Genomic DNA, 16,869 nt, shown 5'->3' with positions numbered 1-16,869 from the left:
CACAAGACATGTACTTGAACGAATTTGAGAGGTTTGATATGAAATGAAACTACAAGAACTCCTTACATACTTTAAAAGTGAAAACAACGAATTGATAAACGAAAATCCTGATATCACTTCTATTGAAATGGATTCAAGAGAGGTGAAAAAAGGGAGTCTTTTTGTCTGTATAAAAGGGTATACAGTAGACGGACATGATTATGCTGAAAAAGCTGTGAAAAGTGGTGCTGCAGCCATTGTGGCAGAACATCACCTTGACATAACGAATGTACCAGTGATAATTGTAAAACACTCTCAAAGAGCACTTGCAAGAATTGCTGATGCGTTTTATGGTCAACCGACTCATAAACTCAATCTAATAGGCATTACTGGGACAAATGGAAAAACCTCGACAACACACATGGTAGAACAAATCATGAGAAAAGCCAAAAAGAAAACAGGCTTGATTGGTACCATGTATATGAAAATTATGGATGAAAAATTCGAAGTTAAAAATACAACGCCAGAGAGCGTCATACTTCAGAAAACCTTTAAACGAATGCTTGATCAAGATGTCGATACCGCCATTATGGAAGTCTCATCACATGCATTACATCTTGGTCGGGTTCATGGGTGTGATTATGATATTGCGGTTTTTACAAACCTGACGCAAGATCACCTCGACTACCACAACACAATGGAAGAATATAAACATGCAAAAAGTTTGCTTTTCTCCCAGCTCGGAAATACTTTTCAACACGAGAAGCCGAAGCATGCCATTTTAAATGCAGATGACGAAGCGTCTAGTTATTTTGAAAAAGTCACTGCTGCTGAAATTATGACGTATGGCCTAGAACAAGAAGCAGACGTGATGGCAAAAAATATTCAAATCAGACCTAAGGGAACACAGTTTGACTTGATTACACCGATTGGGACAAAAAATGTTACGGTTGCCCTAATTGGGAAGTTCAATGTGTATAACATTTTGGCAGCTGTATCAGTTGGTGTCGTATCCGGTTTGTCGTTTGATACGATCGTCAGTGCAATTGAAGAACTCCAAGGAGTAAAAGGAAGATTTGAACTTGTGAACTGTGATCAAGAGTTCCCAGTGATCATTGATTATGCGCATACTCCTGATAGTTTGGAAAATGTGCTAACAACATGTAGAGAGTTAACAGAAGGTAAAATTTTCTGTGTAGTAGGATGCGGTGGTGACCGTGATAAAACAAAGCGTCCACAAATGGCCAAAATCGCTGTGGAATATGCAGATGAACCCGTATTTACGTCAGACAATCCAAGAAGTGAAGATCCGGCTTCTATTATAAGAGATATGGAAAATGGTGTGCCAGATGCATATTATCATAGTTTTGTGAATCGTAAACAAGCGATCTTCTTTGCAATTGCCAATGCGAAAAAAGGCGATACAGTGTTAATTGCAGGAAAAGGTCACGAGACGTACCAAATCATTGGAGATCAAGTATTCGACTTTGATGATGCAAAGGTTGCGGCGGACGCTATTTTAGATCTAAACAAATCTTAAAACGATGAAAAGAGTGTAATGAAATGAAGCATTTTGAGCAAAAACAACATATGAAAGAGACGAATGAATATCATAATAATGAATGCTATTTTCTAATGGGAAACGGCTTTGGAAATTCGGAAGGAGTAAAGAACGATGCTTGAACAGGTAATATTGTTTACAATCATAATGGGATTTTTAATCAGTGTTCTTTTATCCCCGATTTTTATTCCGTTTTTAAGAAGGCTGAAATTTGGTCAAAGCATTAGAGAAGAAGGTCCGCAGTCTCACCAAAAGAAATCAGGCACCCCGACAATGGGTGGCATTATGATTATCTTTTCTATTACGATTACAACGATTGTGATGATCAACAAATTTTCTAAAATTAGTCCGGAAATGTTTTTACTTTTATTCGTCACACTGGGCTACGGTTTATTAGGATTTTTAGATGATTATATTAAAGTAGCAATGAAACGAAATCTTGGATTAACTTCAAAACAAAAATTGATTGGTCAAATTGTCATTGCTGTGATTTTTTATGCAGTGTTCCATTATTATCAGTTTGCAACGACCATTCGCATTCCTGGAACGGATATAAGCTTTGATTTAGGCTGGGCTTACTTTATCCTTGTCATCTTCATGCTTGTTGGCGGCTCTAATGCTGTTAACTTAACAGATGGACTTGATGGTCTTTTATCAGGAACAGCAGCCATTGCATTTGGCGCATTTGCAATACTTGCTTGGAATCAATCTCAATATGATGTTGCGATATTTTCTGTAGCAGTAGCTGGTGCTGTCCTTGGTTTCCTTGTATTTAATGCACATCCTGCAAAAGTATTTATGGGGGATACAGGGTCGCTTGCTTTAGGCGGAGCCATTGTGACAATTGCTATTTTAACGAAGCTTGAAATTTTACTAGTGATTATCGGCGGAGTGTTTGTTGTTGAAACATTATCTGTTATTCTTCAAGTGATCTCCTTCAAAACAACTGGTAAAAGAATATTTAAGATGAGCCCGCTTCACCACCACTATGAGTTAGTTGGCTGGTCTGAGTGGAGAGTGGTTGTCACCTTCTGGACAGCAGGTTTATTACTTGCTGTTTTAGGAATTTACATCGAGGTGTGGTTATAATTGAATAAGATGCATATTTTAAAAAACGAACATGTACTAGTACTAGGGCTTGCAAAAAGCGGATATGCGGCAGCCTCAATCCTTCACGAACATGGAGTAAGCGTAACGGTAAATGATCAAAAACCATTTGAAGAAAATGAACCTGCTAAGCTACTCTCAGAAAAGGGGGTTGATGTCATTTGTGGATGTCATCCCCTTCGTATATTCGACGATAAACAAATTACGATTCTGATTAAAAATCCTGGAATTCGGTATGAGAATGTCATGGTCCAAGAAGCCTTGCGTCGTCAAATTCCAGTCTGGACGGAAATAGAATTAGCCTATCATTTGACGTCATCTCCTTTCATTGGAATAACCGGATCAAATGGAAAAACCACTACCACCACACTGATCTACGAAATGCTTAAAAAAGACAGTCAAAAAACTTTGGTGGCAGGAAATATTGGAATGGTTGCTAGTGAAGTAGCTGCCAATGCAACTGGCGATGAATGGATTGTGACAGAGCTCTCTTCCTTTCAATTAATGGGAACAGTTCAATTCAGACCAAAAATCAGTTTAATTCTGAATATTTTTGACGCCCATTTAGACTATCACCACACACGCGAAGAATATGAAAAAGCGAAACAGAAAGTGTACGCTCATCAACATGAAGATGACATAGCTGTTATTAACCTAGATGATCCATCTGTCGTGAAACTATCAGAAGGTACAAAGGCAAAAAAAGTGTATTTCTCAGTAAAAGATCCAGTAGAGCATGGTGCGTTTATAAAAAATGGCGCTATCTACTACAAGAATGAACATGTTATTGATCTGAAGGAGGTTGTACTTCCTGGTGAGCATAATTTGGAAAATATTCTGGCAGCCATTTGTGTTGTGAAAAATGCTGGCTGTTCAAACGAAGCGATTGCCCGCGTCTTAACAACTTTTGGCGGTGTTAAGCATCGTTTGCAATTTGTAGATGAAATCCAAAATAGAAAATTTTATAACGATAGTAAAGCGACAAATATACTTGCTACAAGTAAAGCATTGTCTGCATTCGATCAGCCGATCATTTTACTGGCGGGCGGATTAGATCGAGGAAACGAATTTGATGAACTAAAACCATTTATGAAAAATGTGAAAGGAATTATTACATTCGGGCAGACTGCGCCTAAGTTTGTCAAACTAGGTGAAGAGCTGGGAATACATCACGTGAAACATGTCGATAATGTTGAACAAGCAGTACCTGCGGCGTTTAACATATCTGAAGAAGAAGATGTGATTTTATTGTCTCCGGCTTGTGCAAGCTGGGATCAACATAAAACATTTGAAGAACGTGGAGACATGTTTGTAAACGCCGTGCATATGCTTAAATAAGGGCTCGTCTCTCAAATTGACTGACAGCCCAAATGAAATTATGCTTGGGGTGTCGGTCTCTTGACGAATAAAAAAACTTCTCCGGATTTTTTGCTCGTTGTCATTACGTTACTTTTATTGACGATTGGTTTAATTATGGTGTACAGCGCAAGTGCTGTGTGGGCATCATATAAATTTGATGATTCATTTTATTTTGCTAAAAGACAGCTTTTGTTTGCCGGAATCGGAGTTATTGCGATGTTTTTCATCATGCGAGTGGATTATTGGACATGGCGGACTTGGTCAAAGATATTGATCGTTATGTGTTTTCTTCTCTTATTGCTTGTACTCATTCCTGGTATCGGGATGGAAAGGAATGGATCAAGAAGCTGGATAGGTGTCGGTGCGTTTAGTATTCAGCCCTCTGAATTTATGAAGCTTGCGATGATTGCGTTTCTTGCGAAATTCTTATCTGAAAAACAAAAAAATATCACCTCTTTCCGTAAAGGTTTTGCGCCAGCTTTAGGTATTGTGTTTGCAGCATTTGCGATCATTATGCTACAGCCTGATTTAGGGACTGGGACAGTCATGGTTGGAACCTGTATTATTATGATTTTTGTTTCAGGTGCGAGAATTGCTCACTTTATATTTCTCGGTCTTTTAGGACTTGGCGGATTTGCTGCTCTTGTTTTATCAGCGCCGTATCGAATAAAACGAATCACTTCTTATTTGAATCCTTGGGAAGACCCACTAGGCAGCGGGTTTCAAATTATTCAATCTCTGTATGCTGTTGGTCCAGGCGGCTTGTTTGGAATGGGTCTTGGTCAAAGCAGACAAAAATTCTTCTATTTACCTGAGCCGCAAACTGACTTTATCTTTGCTATATTGTCGGAAGAGCTCGGCTTTATAGGCGGATCACTCATTCTTTTGCTCTTCAGCGTTTTGCTTTGGAGAGGAATTCGAATTGCACTTGGTGCACCAGACTTATATGGAAGTTTCTTAGCAGTTGGCATTATTTCTATGGTTGCAATTCAAGTGATGATTAATATCGCCGTCGTCACCGGACTCATCCCTGTGACAGGCATCACGCTACCATTTCTAAGTTACGGTGGTTCATCACTTACATTAATGCTGATGGCAATTGGTGTACTCCTGAATGTGAGCCGGTACTCCAGATATTAATTGGCTGCTTCTTAATGAAACCATGCTGACTGTCATTTTGCAAAAGTACAAAAAAATGATTTGAAGAGTGAAAATCACTATTTCTAATTCGAAATACTTTATTTTGACTCTTCATTACAGGTTTTAATGGAGCCCTGTTGTTTAAAACAGGGTTTATACTTTGTTTAAAGCAGAAAAAATATTGAGGGGAAATGGTATAATGCGTATAGTAATCAGTGGAGGCGGAACAGGTGGACACATTTATCCAGCCCTAGCATTTATTAAAGAAGTGAAAAGACTCCATTCTGATGTGGAATTTTTATATATTGGTACTGAAAATGGACTTGAAAAAAAAATTGTAGAAAGAGAAAATATTTCTTTCAAGTCTATAGAGATCACCGGTTTTAAAAGAAAGCTTGCCTTTGATAATATAAAAACGATCTTGAGATTCTTTAAAGGTGTACAAAAAAGTAAATCTTACTTAAAAGATTTCAAGCCCGATGCTGTGATTGGAACAGGTGGATATGTTTGTGGTCCTGTGGTCTATGCGGCTTCTAAAATGAAAATCCCTACAATTATCCATGAACAAAATAGTTTGCCTGGTATCACGAACAAGTTTTTGGCGAGATACGTCAATAAAGTAGCAATTTGCTTTGAAGAAGCAAAGGCGCATTTTCCTGCTGAAAAGGTTATTTTTACAGGAAACCCAAGGGCCTCTGAAGTCGTCTCTATTAAAGAGGGGAAATCTCTAAAAGAATTCGGGCTAGATGAAAAGAAAAAAACGATTCTTATTTTTGGGGGCAGTAGAGGTGCAGCCCCAATAAATAAAGCAGTCATTGAGATGCAAAATGCATTAAAAACAAAGAACTATCAGGTCTTATATATTACAGGTGAGGTTCATTATGAAAAAGTGATGAACGAATTAAATGAAAAAGGTGCAGCACCTAATATGATAACAAAACCTTTCTTGCATCAAATGCCAGAGTATCTCAAAACAATTGATGTAATTGTCGCAAGAGCTGGAGCGACAACGATTGCTGAAGTAACAGCACTTGGGATACCAACGATTTTTATTCCAAGTCCTTATGTGACGGCAAATCACCAAGAAATGAATGCTAGATCTCTTGAAAAACATCATGCTGCTATTGTTTTAAGAGAATCTGAACTTTCTGGAGATCGTTTACTAAATGCGATTGATGAAATTGCCGGTGACGATGAGAAATTAGAGCAGATGAGTCGTTTAACGAAAGAACTTGGTGTACCAGATGCGGCCACTCGCTTATATAATGTATTAAAAGAGATTACAACTAAATGATTGAATGATATTAGGTAAGGCGGAGGGTAAAATGGAGAACTTGAAGAATGAATTGTTAGATGCGCAAGTTGGTAAAGTACTCGAAAACGAACCACTTGCAAATCATACTACGATGAAAATCGGCGGACCAGCAGATTTATTGATCATCCCAAAAGATATCGATGCGGTAAAAAATATAATGGATATTGTAAAAAAGCACCGTGTGAATTGGACAGTCATTGGGAGAGGGTCTAATTTACTTGTGCTCGACAAAGGGATTCGAGGCGTTGTTTTGAAGTTAGGTGCCGGACTTGATCATTTAGACGTAAATGAAGAAGAAATTAGAGTTGGCGGCGGATATTCTGTTGTACGGTTAGCAACGTCTCTTAGTAAGCAAGGTCTTTCAGGGCTGGAATTTGCAGCCGGTATTCCAGGGTCTATCGGTGGTGCCGTTTATATGAATGCAGGGGCACACGGATCAGATATTAGCCAAATTCTTGTGAAAGCGAGAGTTTTATTTGGAGATGGAAGCATCGAGTGGTTAACAAAAGAGCAAATGAAATTTAGCTACCGCACATCTGTACTTCAAAAAGAACGACCGGGCATTGTACTTGAAGCTGTGTTTCAGCTAAAGCAGGATGATCGCGAGAAAATCACAAAAAAAATGCAGCAAAATAAAGACTATCGCAAAGAAACACAACCTTATAACCGACCATGTGCCGGCAGTATTTTTCGTAATCCGTTACCTGAATATGCAGGACAGCTCGTAGAAAAGGCGAATTTAAAAGGATATCAGATTGGCGGAGCAAGAATTTCTGATATGCATGGGAATTTTATTGTTAACACTGGTGGAGCAACTGCCCAAGATGTGATTAACTTAATTCAGTTCATTCAAAAGAAGATTAAAGAAGACTACAATGTAGATATGCATACAGAGGTAGAGATTATCGGTGAAGCAAACGAAAACACCAGCTTTTATGAATGATGATACCGCGGGGAAAACAAACGGCATCTTTACATGCCGTTTGTTTTCTAATCAAAATTTGATAAGTAATGACCCAAAGGTGTGGACAAGCAGCTTTGAATGAGGTGAAGAGGATATATGCGGCCTGATCATGAAAATGAAAAGATCGTCAATATAGAAGAGCGAATTCCTAAAATTAAAGAACAAAGAAAACAGAAAGCCAATCGGAGACTGATCTCTTTTATTCTGCTGTTTTTCATTATGATTTTAATTATTATTTATTTACAAACACCCATCAGTAAAATTTCTTCTTTAACCATCACAGGTAACGAGCATGAGTCAACAAAACAGCTTGTTAAGCTCTCACAAATTAAAGAAGGCGAAACAGAGTTTTGGAACCTCAACAAAGATTTAACAGCAGACCATATTAAACAAAACAAACTAATTAAAGATGTCACCATTAAAAAACATTTCCCAAATAAGGTAAGTATTGCAGTAAAAGAATATGCAAATATTGCGTATCTTCAAAAAGGAAATCTATACTATGAACTTCTTGAAAATGGAACAGTCTTACCAGATGAGGTAACGCCAAGTGATGCAGGCCCCATTTTTGTTGATTGGGACAACAAAGAGAAACTAAAACAGACAGTAAAATCTCTTAATCAACTGCCAGCTTCTATTCAGGAACTCATTTCTGAAGTATATTATGTACCGACAAGTTCAAATCAGTGGCTCGTTAAATTTTATATGAATGACGGTTATACAGTCATTGCATCGATTAAAACATTTGCAGAGAAAATGAAAACATATCCATCAATTGTTAAAGAACTTTCTCGTTCTGATAAAGGCATTATTCATATGGAAGTAGCCACGTATTTTGAAGCTTTCAAATCTAAGAAAAAGGAAGATGAACGTTGAGAGGCAAAACTGTCATTTTCTCTATTGTGATGCTTGTTCTTGGGTTTCTGATTTCTTTTTCGTATCAATATACAAAGCAACATCAAGCGGATGTCAATCGAACAGAACAATGGAAGAAAGAATATTCATTAAAAAGTCAGCTGGCAAAGCAAGAAAAAGCAAATCAGAAGCTCGAAAAAGAACTGTACAGCCTCCAATCAAAAGTCCAAGCGACAGAATCGAATTTAAAGAATAAAAAAGAGAAGTATTTCAATGTTTTGGAAGATGTTGAGAAATACCGAATGTTTACAGGTGAAATTGGTGTGAAAGGAAAAGGCGTAAAAGTATCCCTTGAAGATGCGTCTTATATCCCAAGTGGACAAAATGTCAATAATTACATTGTTCATGAGAGTCACATTTTTAATGTTATAAACGAATTATTTATATCAGGTGCATCTGCTGTTGCCGTTAATGGACAAAGAATCACTCACCAATCTTACATACATTGTAACGGACCAGTCGTCATAGTTGACGGAGTCCAGCATCCGGCGCCATTTGTCATTTCGGCTATCGGGGATCCCACTGTATTAATACCTGCCTTAAATATTGCAGGTGGGGCGGTTGATCAGCTGACAAGTGATCACATTTCAGTGACCATTGAAAAAAAGGATATTCATATGAAGCCTCTTTTAAGAAGCAAAGATTAAAAGTGAAAAGGTGAGTGGTGTTGAGAAAAAAGAAGCCTTTACTGAGTTTGACAGTCTTAATGTTGATATTTGGCGTGATGGTCTCAATCCAATTTAACTCATTACAAAAACCTAAAATTCGTGACACGCGAGATGTTTGGGAATTAAGAGAGGATTTATCTGCGTCTAAAAGTAAAGAATTGGAATTACTAAAAGAAATCGACAAATATGATGAGATGCTGAAAAAGTATAGAAATCAAGAAGATCAATCAAAAGAAGCTCAATTGAAGCAGACATTAAAGGATTTGAAAGAAAAGGCCGGTTTTACAGAGGTGACAGGAGAAGGCATTGAACTTGAAATCACGCAACTGTTTTCCAAGGATCTTACAGGAGAAGAAGTGAAAAATATCCCGCCCGACCTTTTAAAAAAATTAATGAACGAAGCCAATATGTATGGAGCAAAGTATATTTCCATCAATGACCACCGAGTAATTAACACAAGTGTTATTAGAGATATTAATGGTTCGACCAAAATGGATGGCTACAGCTTAGATGGTGACATAGTCAATATTAAAATGATTAGTCAACAGGCTGATAAGCTGTATAGCAGATTAAATGTATCAGATATTGGTGATTTGTTCGCTCAGGAAAATTTCAGCTTGAGTATCAGCCATCCGAAGAAAAAAATCCACTTAAAAGCAAACGATGGTGCAATTCAATTAAACGAGTTAAAGCCTCTTGATGATGTAAAGGAGGGAAAATCTTAATGTGGCTTCCTGTACTTGGCTTAATCATAGGAGTTGCCATCGGTTTCTTAACAAATTTTACGATACCGAGTGAGTATTCTAACTATCTTTCCCTCGCTGTACTTGCTGCGCTTGATACATTGATTGGTGGAATCCGGGCACATCTGCAAGGGGCATACGATGAACTTGTGTTTGTATCAGGCTTCTTCTTTAATATTATACTCGCAATAAGTTTAGCTTTTCTGGGCGTCCATCTTGGTGTAGACTTGTATTTAGTCGGAATGTTTGCGTTCGGCGTAAGATTGTTTCAAAATATAGCAGTAATTCGAAGAATTCTACTAACAAAATGGACAATTTCTAGAGAAAAAGAAAAAAAGTGAGTCATAAAAAAGGATATACATATGATGTAACGAATATTTTCAGTAATCCTAATAAAAAATGTTGATTTTTTTACGCTTTGTTACACACTTGTAAAAACACATTCATTGTATTGTTGTTCAGCAAATAATAGAATAGAAAGTATTGATATGTGAGGAGGTGCCATAGAATGAACAACAATGAAATTTACGTCAGCCTTGACATCGGTACATCCAATATAAAAGTCATCGTCGGAGAAATGGCGGATGATTCGCTTAACATTATAGGTGTTGGAAATGTCCCTTCAGAAGGGTTAAAAAAAGGATCGATTGTTGATATAGATGAGACAGTTCATTCTATTAGACAAGCATTTGAACAGGCTGAGAGAATGGTAGGTTTTCCTTTACAAAAGGCAATTGTCGGAATTAACGGAAACCACATTCATATTCAGAATACGAGCGGCGTTGTCGCAGTATCTAGTGAAAACAAAGAAATACATGTTGAGGATGTGAGACGTGTCTTAGATGCTGCACAAGTAGTATCTATTCCTCAAGAACATCTCGTTGTAGACGTGATTCCAAGACAATTTATCGTCGACGGAAGAGATGAAATTACAGACCCGAAAAAAATGCTCGGTGTTCGGCTTGAGGTGGATGGATCGTTAATTACAGGCTCTAAAACGATTCTACATAACTGGCTCCGCTGTGTAGAGCGAGCTGGAATCGAAATTATGGATATTTGCTTACAGCCACTCGCATCGGGGTCAGCAGCGTTATCAAAAGATGAAAAAAATCTAGGAGTGGCTCTTGTCGATATTGGCGGAGGATCTACAACCATATCCGTATTTAAAAACGGGCATCTCTATTCTACTCACACTATCCCTTTGGGCGGAGAGAACATTACAAAGGATTTGTCTATAGGACTTAGAACTTCCACAGAAGAAGCTGAACGGATTAAAAAAGAATTTGGACATGCGTTCTATGATGAAGCATCGCCTGAGGAAACATTTGAAGTTTCCGTCATCGGGACAGATCAAAAACAGACGTATACACAACTTGAAGCGGCAAATATTATCGAGGCGCGCTTGGAAGAAATCCTGTTGTTTGTTGCAGAGGAGTTAAGAAATATGGGGGTTCATGATCTGCCTGGCGGATTTGTTCTAACAGGTGGACAGGCAGCCATTCCAGGTATCCTTTCTCTTGCACAAACAGTCTTGCAAAATAATGTAAGGATTGCAAGTCCTAATTATATCGGGGTAAGAGAGCCTCAATATATGACAGGGGTGGGTCTTATCCATTTTGCTTACCGCAATGCAAAGATTCAGGGCAGGCAGGTTGGTTTCCAAATGCCGGATGAGGCGTTTCATGAAGTTGGTGCGTCCATGGAGCCGGTTTCTTCTGCAGCACAAGTGAAAGAAGTGCAGCCAAGACCGAAAGTGAAACAAAAAGCACAACAAGAGACAAATAAAAAACAGGGCAGAATGAAAAAACTATTTAATATGTTCTGGGAATAGAATTAGATTTTCGACGGATTAGGAGGATTCAGCATGTTGGAGTTTGAAACAAATATAGACGGCCTAGCATCAATTAAAGTAATCGGAGTAGGTGGAGGCGGAAATAACGCTGTCAACCGAATGATTGAAAATGACGTGCAGGGTGTCGATTTTATTGCAGTGAATACAGATGCTCAGGCGTTAAACCTTTCAAAAGCAGAAACAAAAATGCAAATTGGCGCTAAGCTGACAAGAGGGCTTGGAGCAGGAGCAAATCCAGAGGTCGGTAAAAAGGCTGCTGAAGAAAGCAAGGAACAAATTGAAGAAGTATTAAAAGGTGCGGACATGGTCTTTGTTACTGCTGGAATGGGTGGAGGGACTGGAACCGGTGCTGCACCTGTTATTGCAAAGATCGCAAAAGACTCTGGCGCATTGACAGTTGGTGTTGTGACACGCCCTTTTACTTTTGAAGGAAGAAAACGTCAGCTTCAAGCAGTTGAAGGGATTGCTTCTATGAAAGAAGCGGTGGATACATTAATTGTGATTCCAAACGACCGCTTGCTTGAAATTGTTGATAAAAATACGCCAATGCTTGAAGCGTTCCGTGCTGCGGATAATGTCTTAAGACAAGGTGTACAAGGAATTTCAGATTTAATTGCAACACCAGGTTTGATTAACCTTGACTTTGCTGACGTGAAAACAATCATGTCAAATAAAGGCTCAGCTCTTATGGGAATTGGTGTTGCAACAGGTGAAAACCGTGCTGCTGAAGCTGCGAAAAAGGCTATTTCTTCACCACTTCTTGAAACGGCTATTGATGGGGCACAAGGTGTGATCATGAATATTACTGGTGGTACAAACCTTAGTCTTTATGAAGTGCAAGAAGCGGCAGATATTGTTGCTTCTGCATCTGATGAAGATGTGAATATGATTTTCGGGTCTGTCATTAATGATAATTTGAAAGATGAAATTGTTGTCACTGTGATCGCAACTGGATTTATTGAGCAAGAGCAAGAAGTGACAAAACCGCAAAGAAATCCATTAGGACAAGGATTAAAGCAAAATCAATCCATCCCACAAAAGCGAGAAGTGAAGCGAGAAGATCATCAGCAAACTTCATCTCAGCCAAGACACAATACACAATCACACGATGATACACTGGACATCCCTACGTTCTTACGAAATCGTAACAAACGTTAATCAATTATGTAAGATCCCCTTCCAAATGGAAGGGGATCATTTTTTTGTCCGAAAGAAAAGAAGACTGCTCCACATCTAATAGAAAAGCCGTGGCAGTACAAGAAACGTGAAATCTATCATAATGTATTTTAAGTTTATTCGGGTTAAGTCATAAGAATCATTTGACTGTAAAAAATAAAACAACTTGTCCTAGAAATGGCCATAAGTTCACCTAACTCTCTTTCCTCGACAAAAACAATAACAATCCAGCAAAAGTTCTCTATCATCCCCAACAAGAATTGACAGACTTCCTTCTGATGACTGTTTTATACTAGTACAAACAAGTGCAAGTACTGCTTTTGATTCTTTGTTTTAGATGAAAGGAGCAAAAAGTGGTCATTTATTTAGATGTGATCTGGTTGTTAAACTTTTGTTTTGATCTATTGCTTCTCTTACTGACTGCATTTATTCTCAAACGCCAAGTGAAAAAAAGGCGATATATGTTAGGTGCTCTTATTGGGTCGAGCATTGTCCTTTTGCTCTTTACACCATTTGCAATGTTTGTATCACACCCTTTAGGTAAACTGCTATTTTCTGTCTTGATCGTGATTGCAACATTTGGTTTTGGGCGTTTTCGTTCCTTTTTTCAAAATCTGTTTGCTTTTTATTTTGTTACATTTTTGATGGGAGGAGGTATGATTGGGGTTCATTCGTTTTTGCAAACAAATACAGTCATTCAAGATGGATTGCTTATTTCACAAAACAATGGGTTTGGTGATCCCATTAGCTGGCTTTTTGTCTTAACTGGATTTCCAGCTATTTGGTTGTTTTCAAAGAAAAGGTTAGGCGAGATTGGCGCGAAAAAAAGACAGTTTGATGAACAAGTGCTTGTTGAATTACACATCAATGGAGAGACCATTCGGTTAAATGGACTCGTTGATTCAGGGAATCAGCTGTATGATCCGATGACGAAAACACCTGTCATGATCGTCCAGCTAGAGAAGCTGACGTCCGTTTGCGGAGAATCATTTCTAGAATTGATGAAACGGTGTCATCCTGTCGAGGTGATGCAGCAGATTGATGAAAGTTTTCCTCTTCTTGATCGTTTAAGACTGGTTCCTTATCGTGCTGTCGGTCATGATCATGGCTTTCTAATGTGCCTGAAGCCAGATGAGGTGTTGGTTTATACGAAAACACATATGATACAGCCATCAAAATGCTTTGTGGGCATGAGTATAAGCGGCTTATCAGCAGATCATGAATTTCAATCGATTGTCCATCCAGACATGTTAGACGGAAAAATCATACAAAGTGTGTCGTAGTTTTTGGGTGATGTCTTTTATCTTACAAGGTCAACTTGATATTTAGAAGGGAGAAGAAGATGAAAAAATTAAAATTTAAACTCACTTACTACTGGTATAAACTCCTCATGAAGCTAGGTCTAAAGAGTGATGAAATTTATTATATTGGAGGAAGTGAGGCTCTCCCACCTCCGTTATCAAAGGATGAAGAACAGGAGCTGCTTATTAAATTACCGAAGGGTGATCAAACTGCAAGGGCGATTCTCATCGAAAGAAACTTACGTTTAGTGGTCTACATTGCTAGAAAATTTGAAAACACTGGCATTAATATTGAGGATTTAATTAGTATAGGAACGATTGGCCTTATCAAGGCTGTAAATACATTTAATCCAGAAAAAAAGATTAAGCTTGCTACATATGCCTCAAGGTGTATTGAAAATGAGATTTTGATGTATTTACGTCGAAATAATAAAACCCGATCAGAAGTATCCTTTGATGAGCCACTGAACATTGATTGGGACGGTAATGAACTATTACTATCAGATGTGCTTGGGACAGACAATGATATTATCACCCGAGATATTGAAGCAAATGTCGATAAAAAATTGCTGAAAAAAGCACTTGAGCAATTAAATGACCGCGAGAAACAGATTATGGAGCTAAGGTTTGGTTTAGTCGGCGGTGAAGAAAAAACCCAAAAAGATGTGGCTGATATGCTGGGCATCTCACAGTCCTATATTTCGAGGCTTGAAAAGAGAATTATTAAACGATTACAAAAAGAATTTAACAAAATGGTGTAAATTTTTTTGTAAGCCTCCTCCTTACGCTGCCAAGGGGATGAACATATTTTTACATTTTTCTCTTCATAGCTCGTGCATATTTTTCCATCCCAAGGAGATACTTAATTTTGTACAACAGCTCCTGTAGGGAGGGAAAATAGTGTCCAGAAATAAAGTAGAAATCTGCGGAGTCGACACCTCAAAACTGCCTGTTCTGAAAAACGATGAGATGAGAAAATTGTTCAAACAGCTACAGGAAGAGGGGGACGATACAGCAAGAGAAAAGCTAGTCAATGGCAATTTGCGATTGGTTTTAAGTGTGATTCAGCGTTTTAACAACAGAGGCGAGTATGTTGATGATCTCTTCCAAGTGGGTTGTATTGGATTAATGAAATCAATTGATAATTTTGATTTAAGCCACAATGTTAGATTTTCAACTTATGCGGTCCCTATGATCATAGGAGAAATCCGTAGATACTTGCGTGACAACAACCCCATTCGAGTGTCTCGTTCACTGAGAGATATTGCCTACAAGGCGCTCCAAGTGCGTGAGAGACTGATTAGTGAGACAAGCAAGGAGCCAACGGCAGAAGACATTGCCAAAGTGCTGGAAGTGCCTCACGAGGAAGTTGTCTTCGCCCTAGATGCAATTCAGGATCCTGTTTCTTTGTTTGAACCGATTTATAACGACGGAGGAGATCCGATTTATGTCATGGATCAAATTAGTGATGATCGAAACAAAGATACTCAATGGGTCGAAGAGCTTGCCTTAAAAGAGGGGATGCGCAGGTTGAATGATAGAGAAAAAATGATTCTCCGCAAACGTTTTTTCCAAGGGAAAACGCAAATGGAAGTAGCAGAAGAAATCGGAATTTCCCAAGCACAAGTATCAAGGCTTGAAAAAGCAGCCATCAAACAAATGAATAAAAACATTTTTTAAAAAGCCGCTGGTTATGTAGCGGCTTTTTTCATTCTTCATGAGAACATGCTTGTAGTATTGACTCTGTTATTTTTTTCATTTAATCTATTTTTAACAAATGTTATTTGACATATCATTTGTTAGGGAACACTTAAGCGGAAAGAAGGGTTATTATGACATTCCATGATGAAAGAAGGCTGCTCATTAAGGTTGCGCATATGTATTATGAAGAAGGCGCTACCCAATCTAAAATTGCAGAAGCGGTAGGGGTTAGTCGCTCGCTCATATCAAAATATTTGGCAAAAGCACGTGAAGCAGGAATCGTGGAAATCATTATTCATGATGAATTTAATCAACAATATGGTTCGTTAGAAAGAAAGATAGAGAGGAAATATGGATTGCGAGAAGTCGTATGTGTTGAATCCCTTAGTCAAGAAACAACGAAAAGTCGAATCGGTGCGGCAGCTGCAGCCTTTTTATTAAAAGTCATGAAAGATGGGCAAGTGATCGGCTTTTCATCAGGGACAACTTTGCATGAAATGGCAAAATCGCTTACGTCGGTGCAGCACTTTCCATCCGTAACATTTGTTCCACTTGTCGGAGGAGTCGGAAATGAAGATGTTGATATCCATGCCAATTATATTATTGCCAGATGTACAGAAGCACTCAAGTCGAAATGTGAATTTTTACACGTCCCTGTCATGCTTGATACGAAAGAAGCGAAGGATGTTCTCATTAGACAGCCGTCTATCAAAAAAATCATTGAACTAGGAGAAAAATCAAATATCGCCGTTGTAGGGATCGGCGGAGTTCCGCAGCATTCTACGATGGTGAAATCTTATATGACAAAAGGTGAGGAGGACATACTCCAAGCAAAGGATGTGGCGGGAGACATTTGCTATAATTTTATCAATAAAAAAGGAGAAGTATATCCTCATCCATGGAACGACCGCGTCATGGGAATAAGCCCGCAAAAACTGAAAGAAATCCCGCTTGTCATTGGTGTAGCTGGCGGAGAAGAAAAAATTGAAGCCATACGAGCGGTATTAAAGGGCGAATTAATTCATGTATTAATTACAGATGAACGAACTGGAGATGCCTTATTAAAGTAACTACCTAATTGTTTAGGT

16 protein-coding genes are annotated in these 16,869 nt (G+C 38.4%); all 16 read left to right on the top strand.

Features of this window, described 5'->3' with window-relative positions; translation table 11 throughout:
* Window positions 1-43 precede the first annotated feature (43 nt).
* The 16 genes from ACIQCE_RS02200 (at window position 44) to ACIQCE_RS02125 (ending at window position 16,851) form a co-directional block, all read left to right on the top strand.
* Window positions 44-1,519 (top strand): UDP-N-acetylmuramoyl-L-alanyl-D-glutamate--2,6-diaminopimelate ligase, encoded by a 1,476-nt coding sequence (locus tag ACIQCE_RS02200; RefSeq protein WP_400493406.1) that lies wholly within the window; start codon window positions 44-46, stop codon window positions 1,517-1,519.
* A gap of 135 nt (window positions 1,520-1,654) precedes the next feature.
* Window positions 1,655-2,629 carry a phospho-N-acetylmuramoyl-pentapeptide-transferase gene (gene mraY, locus ACIQCE_RS02195; protein ID WP_400493405.1) on the top strand — a complete coding sequence of 325 codons (975 nt, stop codon included), beginning with the start codon at window positions 1,655-1,657 and terminating at the stop codon, window positions 2,627-2,629.
* A 9-nt stretch (window positions 2,630-2,638) separates the two neighbouring features.
* Window positions 2,639-3,985: a UDP-N-acetylmuramoyl-L-alanine--D-glutamate ligase gene (murD, locus tag ACIQCE_RS02190; protein ID WP_400493821.1), complete on the top strand. Its 1,347-nt coding sequence runs from the start codon at window positions 2,639-2,641 to the stop codon at window positions 3,983-3,985.
* 60 nt (window positions 3,986-4,045) lie between these two features.
* Window positions 4,046-5,146 carry a stage V sporulation protein E gene (gene spoVE, locus ACIQCE_RS02185; RefSeq protein WP_400493404.1) on the top strand — a complete coding sequence of 367 codons (1,101 nt, stop codon included), beginning with the start codon at window positions 4,046-4,048 and terminating at the stop codon, window positions 5,144-5,146.
* Between the two features lie 199 nt (window positions 5,147-5,345).
* Window positions 5,346-6,440: an undecaprenyldiphospho-muramoylpentapeptide beta-N-acetylglucosaminyltransferase gene (murG, locus tag ACIQCE_RS02180; protein WP_400493403.1), complete on the top strand. Its 1,095-nt coding sequence runs from the start codon at window positions 5,346-5,348 to the stop codon at window positions 6,438-6,440.
* Between the two features lie 31 nt (window positions 6,441-6,471).
* Window positions 6,472-7,404, top strand: a complete 933-nt coding sequence (murB, locus tag ACIQCE_RS02175) for a UDP-N-acetylmuramate dehydrogenase (protein WP_400493402.1) — start codon at window positions 6,472-6,474, stop codon at window positions 7,402-7,404.
* Between the two features lie 117 nt (window positions 7,405-7,521).
* Window positions 7,522-8,301 (top strand): cell division protein FtsQ/DivIB, encoded by a 780-nt coding sequence (locus tag ACIQCE_RS02170; protein WP_400493401.1) that lies wholly within the window; start codon window positions 7,522-7,524, stop codon window positions 8,299-8,301.
* Window positions 8,298-8,987: a DUF881 domain-containing protein gene (locus ACIQCE_RS02165; protein WP_353855850.1), complete on the top strand. Its 690-nt coding sequence runs from the start codon at window positions 8,298-8,300 to the stop codon at window positions 8,985-8,987. Before ACIQCE_RS02170 ends, ACIQCE_RS02165 begins: the two co-directional genes overlap by 4 nt.
* Before the next feature lie 20 nt (window positions 8,988-9,007).
* Window positions 9,008-9,733, top strand: a complete 726-nt coding sequence (locus ACIQCE_RS02160) for a DUF881 domain-containing protein (RefSeq protein ID WP_400493400.1) — start codon at window positions 9,008-9,010, stop codon at window positions 9,731-9,733.
* Window positions 9,733-10,092: a small basic family protein gene (locus ACIQCE_RS02155; RefSeq protein WP_400493399.1), complete on the top strand. Its 360-nt coding sequence runs from the start codon at window positions 9,733-9,735 to the stop codon at window positions 10,090-10,092. Before ACIQCE_RS02160 ends, ACIQCE_RS02155 begins: the two co-directional genes overlap by 1 nt.
* Window positions 10,093-10,259: 167 nt before the next feature.
* Window positions 10,260-11,582 carry a cell division protein FtsA gene (gene ftsA, locus ACIQCE_RS02150; RefSeq protein ID WP_400493398.1) on the top strand — a complete coding sequence of 441 codons (1,323 nt, stop codon included), beginning with the start codon at window positions 10,260-10,262 and terminating at the stop codon, window positions 11,580-11,582.
* 33 nt (window positions 11,583-11,615) lie between these two features.
* Entirely contained in the window at window positions 11,616-12,761 is a 1,146-nt protein-coding gene (gene ftsZ / locus ACIQCE_RS02145) for a cell division protein FtsZ (protein ID WP_353855846.1), read from the top strand.
* A 371-nt stretch (window positions 12,762-13,132) separates the two neighbouring features.
* Window positions 13,133-14,062, top strand: coding sequence for a sigma-E processing peptidase SpoIIGA (spoIIGA, locus tag ACIQCE_RS02140; RefSeq protein ID WP_400493397.1), 930 nt, complete (start codon window positions 13,133-13,135; stop codon window positions 14,060-14,062).
* Window positions 14,063-14,121: 59 nt separating this feature from the next.
* Window positions 14,122-14,841: an RNA polymerase sporulation sigma factor SigE gene (gene sigE, locus ACIQCE_RS02135; protein WP_353855844.1), complete on the top strand. Its 720-nt coding sequence runs from the start codon at window positions 14,122-14,124 to the stop codon at window positions 14,839-14,841.
* Window positions 14,842-14,980: 139 nt separating this feature from the next.
* Window positions 14,981-15,760, top strand: a complete 780-nt coding sequence (gene sigG, locus ACIQCE_RS02130) for an RNA polymerase sporulation sigma factor SigG (RefSeq protein WP_400493396.1) — start codon at window positions 14,981-14,983, stop codon at window positions 15,758-15,760.
* Window positions 15,761-15,912: 152 nt separating this feature from the next.
* Window positions 15,913-16,851, top strand: coding sequence for a sugar-binding transcriptional regulator (locus ACIQCE_RS02125; protein WP_400493395.1), 939 nt, complete (start codon window positions 15,913-15,915; stop codon window positions 16,849-16,851).
* Window positions 16,852-16,869 lie beyond the last annotated feature (18 nt).

The sequence above is a fragment of the Bacillus sp. NPDC093026 genome, assembly GCF_044754665.1.
GTDB classification, from domain to species: Bacteria; Bacillota; Bacilli; order Bacillales; family Bacillaceae; genus Bacillus; species Bacillus maqinnsis.
The sequence above is the reverse complement of the archived record's forward strand: the minus strand, read 5'-3'. Positions and strand labels throughout refer to the sequence as shown.

What these genes read in the sequence shown, in the direction of transcription:
- ACIQCE_RS02200 (WP_400493406.1), top strand. Translation starts at nt 44, where the DNA reads ATGAAACTACAAGAACTCCTTACATACTTTAAAAGTGAAAACAACGAA.
- mraY (WP_400493405.1), top strand. Translation starts at nt 1,655, where the DNA reads ATGCTTGAACAGGTAATATTGTTTACAATCATAATGGGATTTTTAATC.
- murD (WP_400493821.1), top strand. Translation starts at nt 2,639, where the DNA reads ATGCATATTTTAAAAAACGAACATGTACTAGTACTAGGGCTTGCAAAA.
- murG (WP_400493403.1), top strand. Translation starts at nt 5,346, where the DNA reads ATGCGTATAGTAATCAGTGGAGGCGGAACAGGTGGACACATTTATCCA.
- murB (WP_400493402.1), top strand. Translation starts at nt 6,472, where the DNA reads ATGGAGAACTTGAAGAATGAATTGTTAGATGCGCAAGTTGGTAAAGTA.
- ACIQCE_RS02170 (WP_400493401.1), top strand. Translation starts at nt 7,522, where the DNA reads ATGCGGCCTGATCATGAAAATGAAAAGATCGTCAATATAGAAGAGCGA.
- ACIQCE_RS02155 (WP_400493399.1), top strand. Translation starts at nt 9,733, where the DNA reads ATGTGGCTTCCTGTACTTGGCTTAATCATAGGAGTTGCCATCGGTTTC.
- ftsA (WP_400493398.1), top strand. Translation starts at nt 10,260, where the DNA reads ATGAACAACAATGAAATTTACGTCAGCCTTGACATCGGTACATCCAAT.
- ftsZ (WP_353855846.1), top strand. Translation starts at nt 11,616, where the DNA reads ATGTTGGAGTTTGAAACAAATATAGACGGCCTAGCATCAATTAAAGTA.
- sigE (WP_353855844.1), top strand. Translation starts at nt 14,122, where the DNA reads ATGAAAAAATTAAAATTTAAACTCACTTACTACTGGTATAAACTCCTC.
- ACIQCE_RS02125 (WP_400493395.1), top strand. Translation starts at nt 15,913, where the DNA reads ATGACATTCCATGATGAAAGAAGGCTGCTCATTAAGGTTGCGCATATG.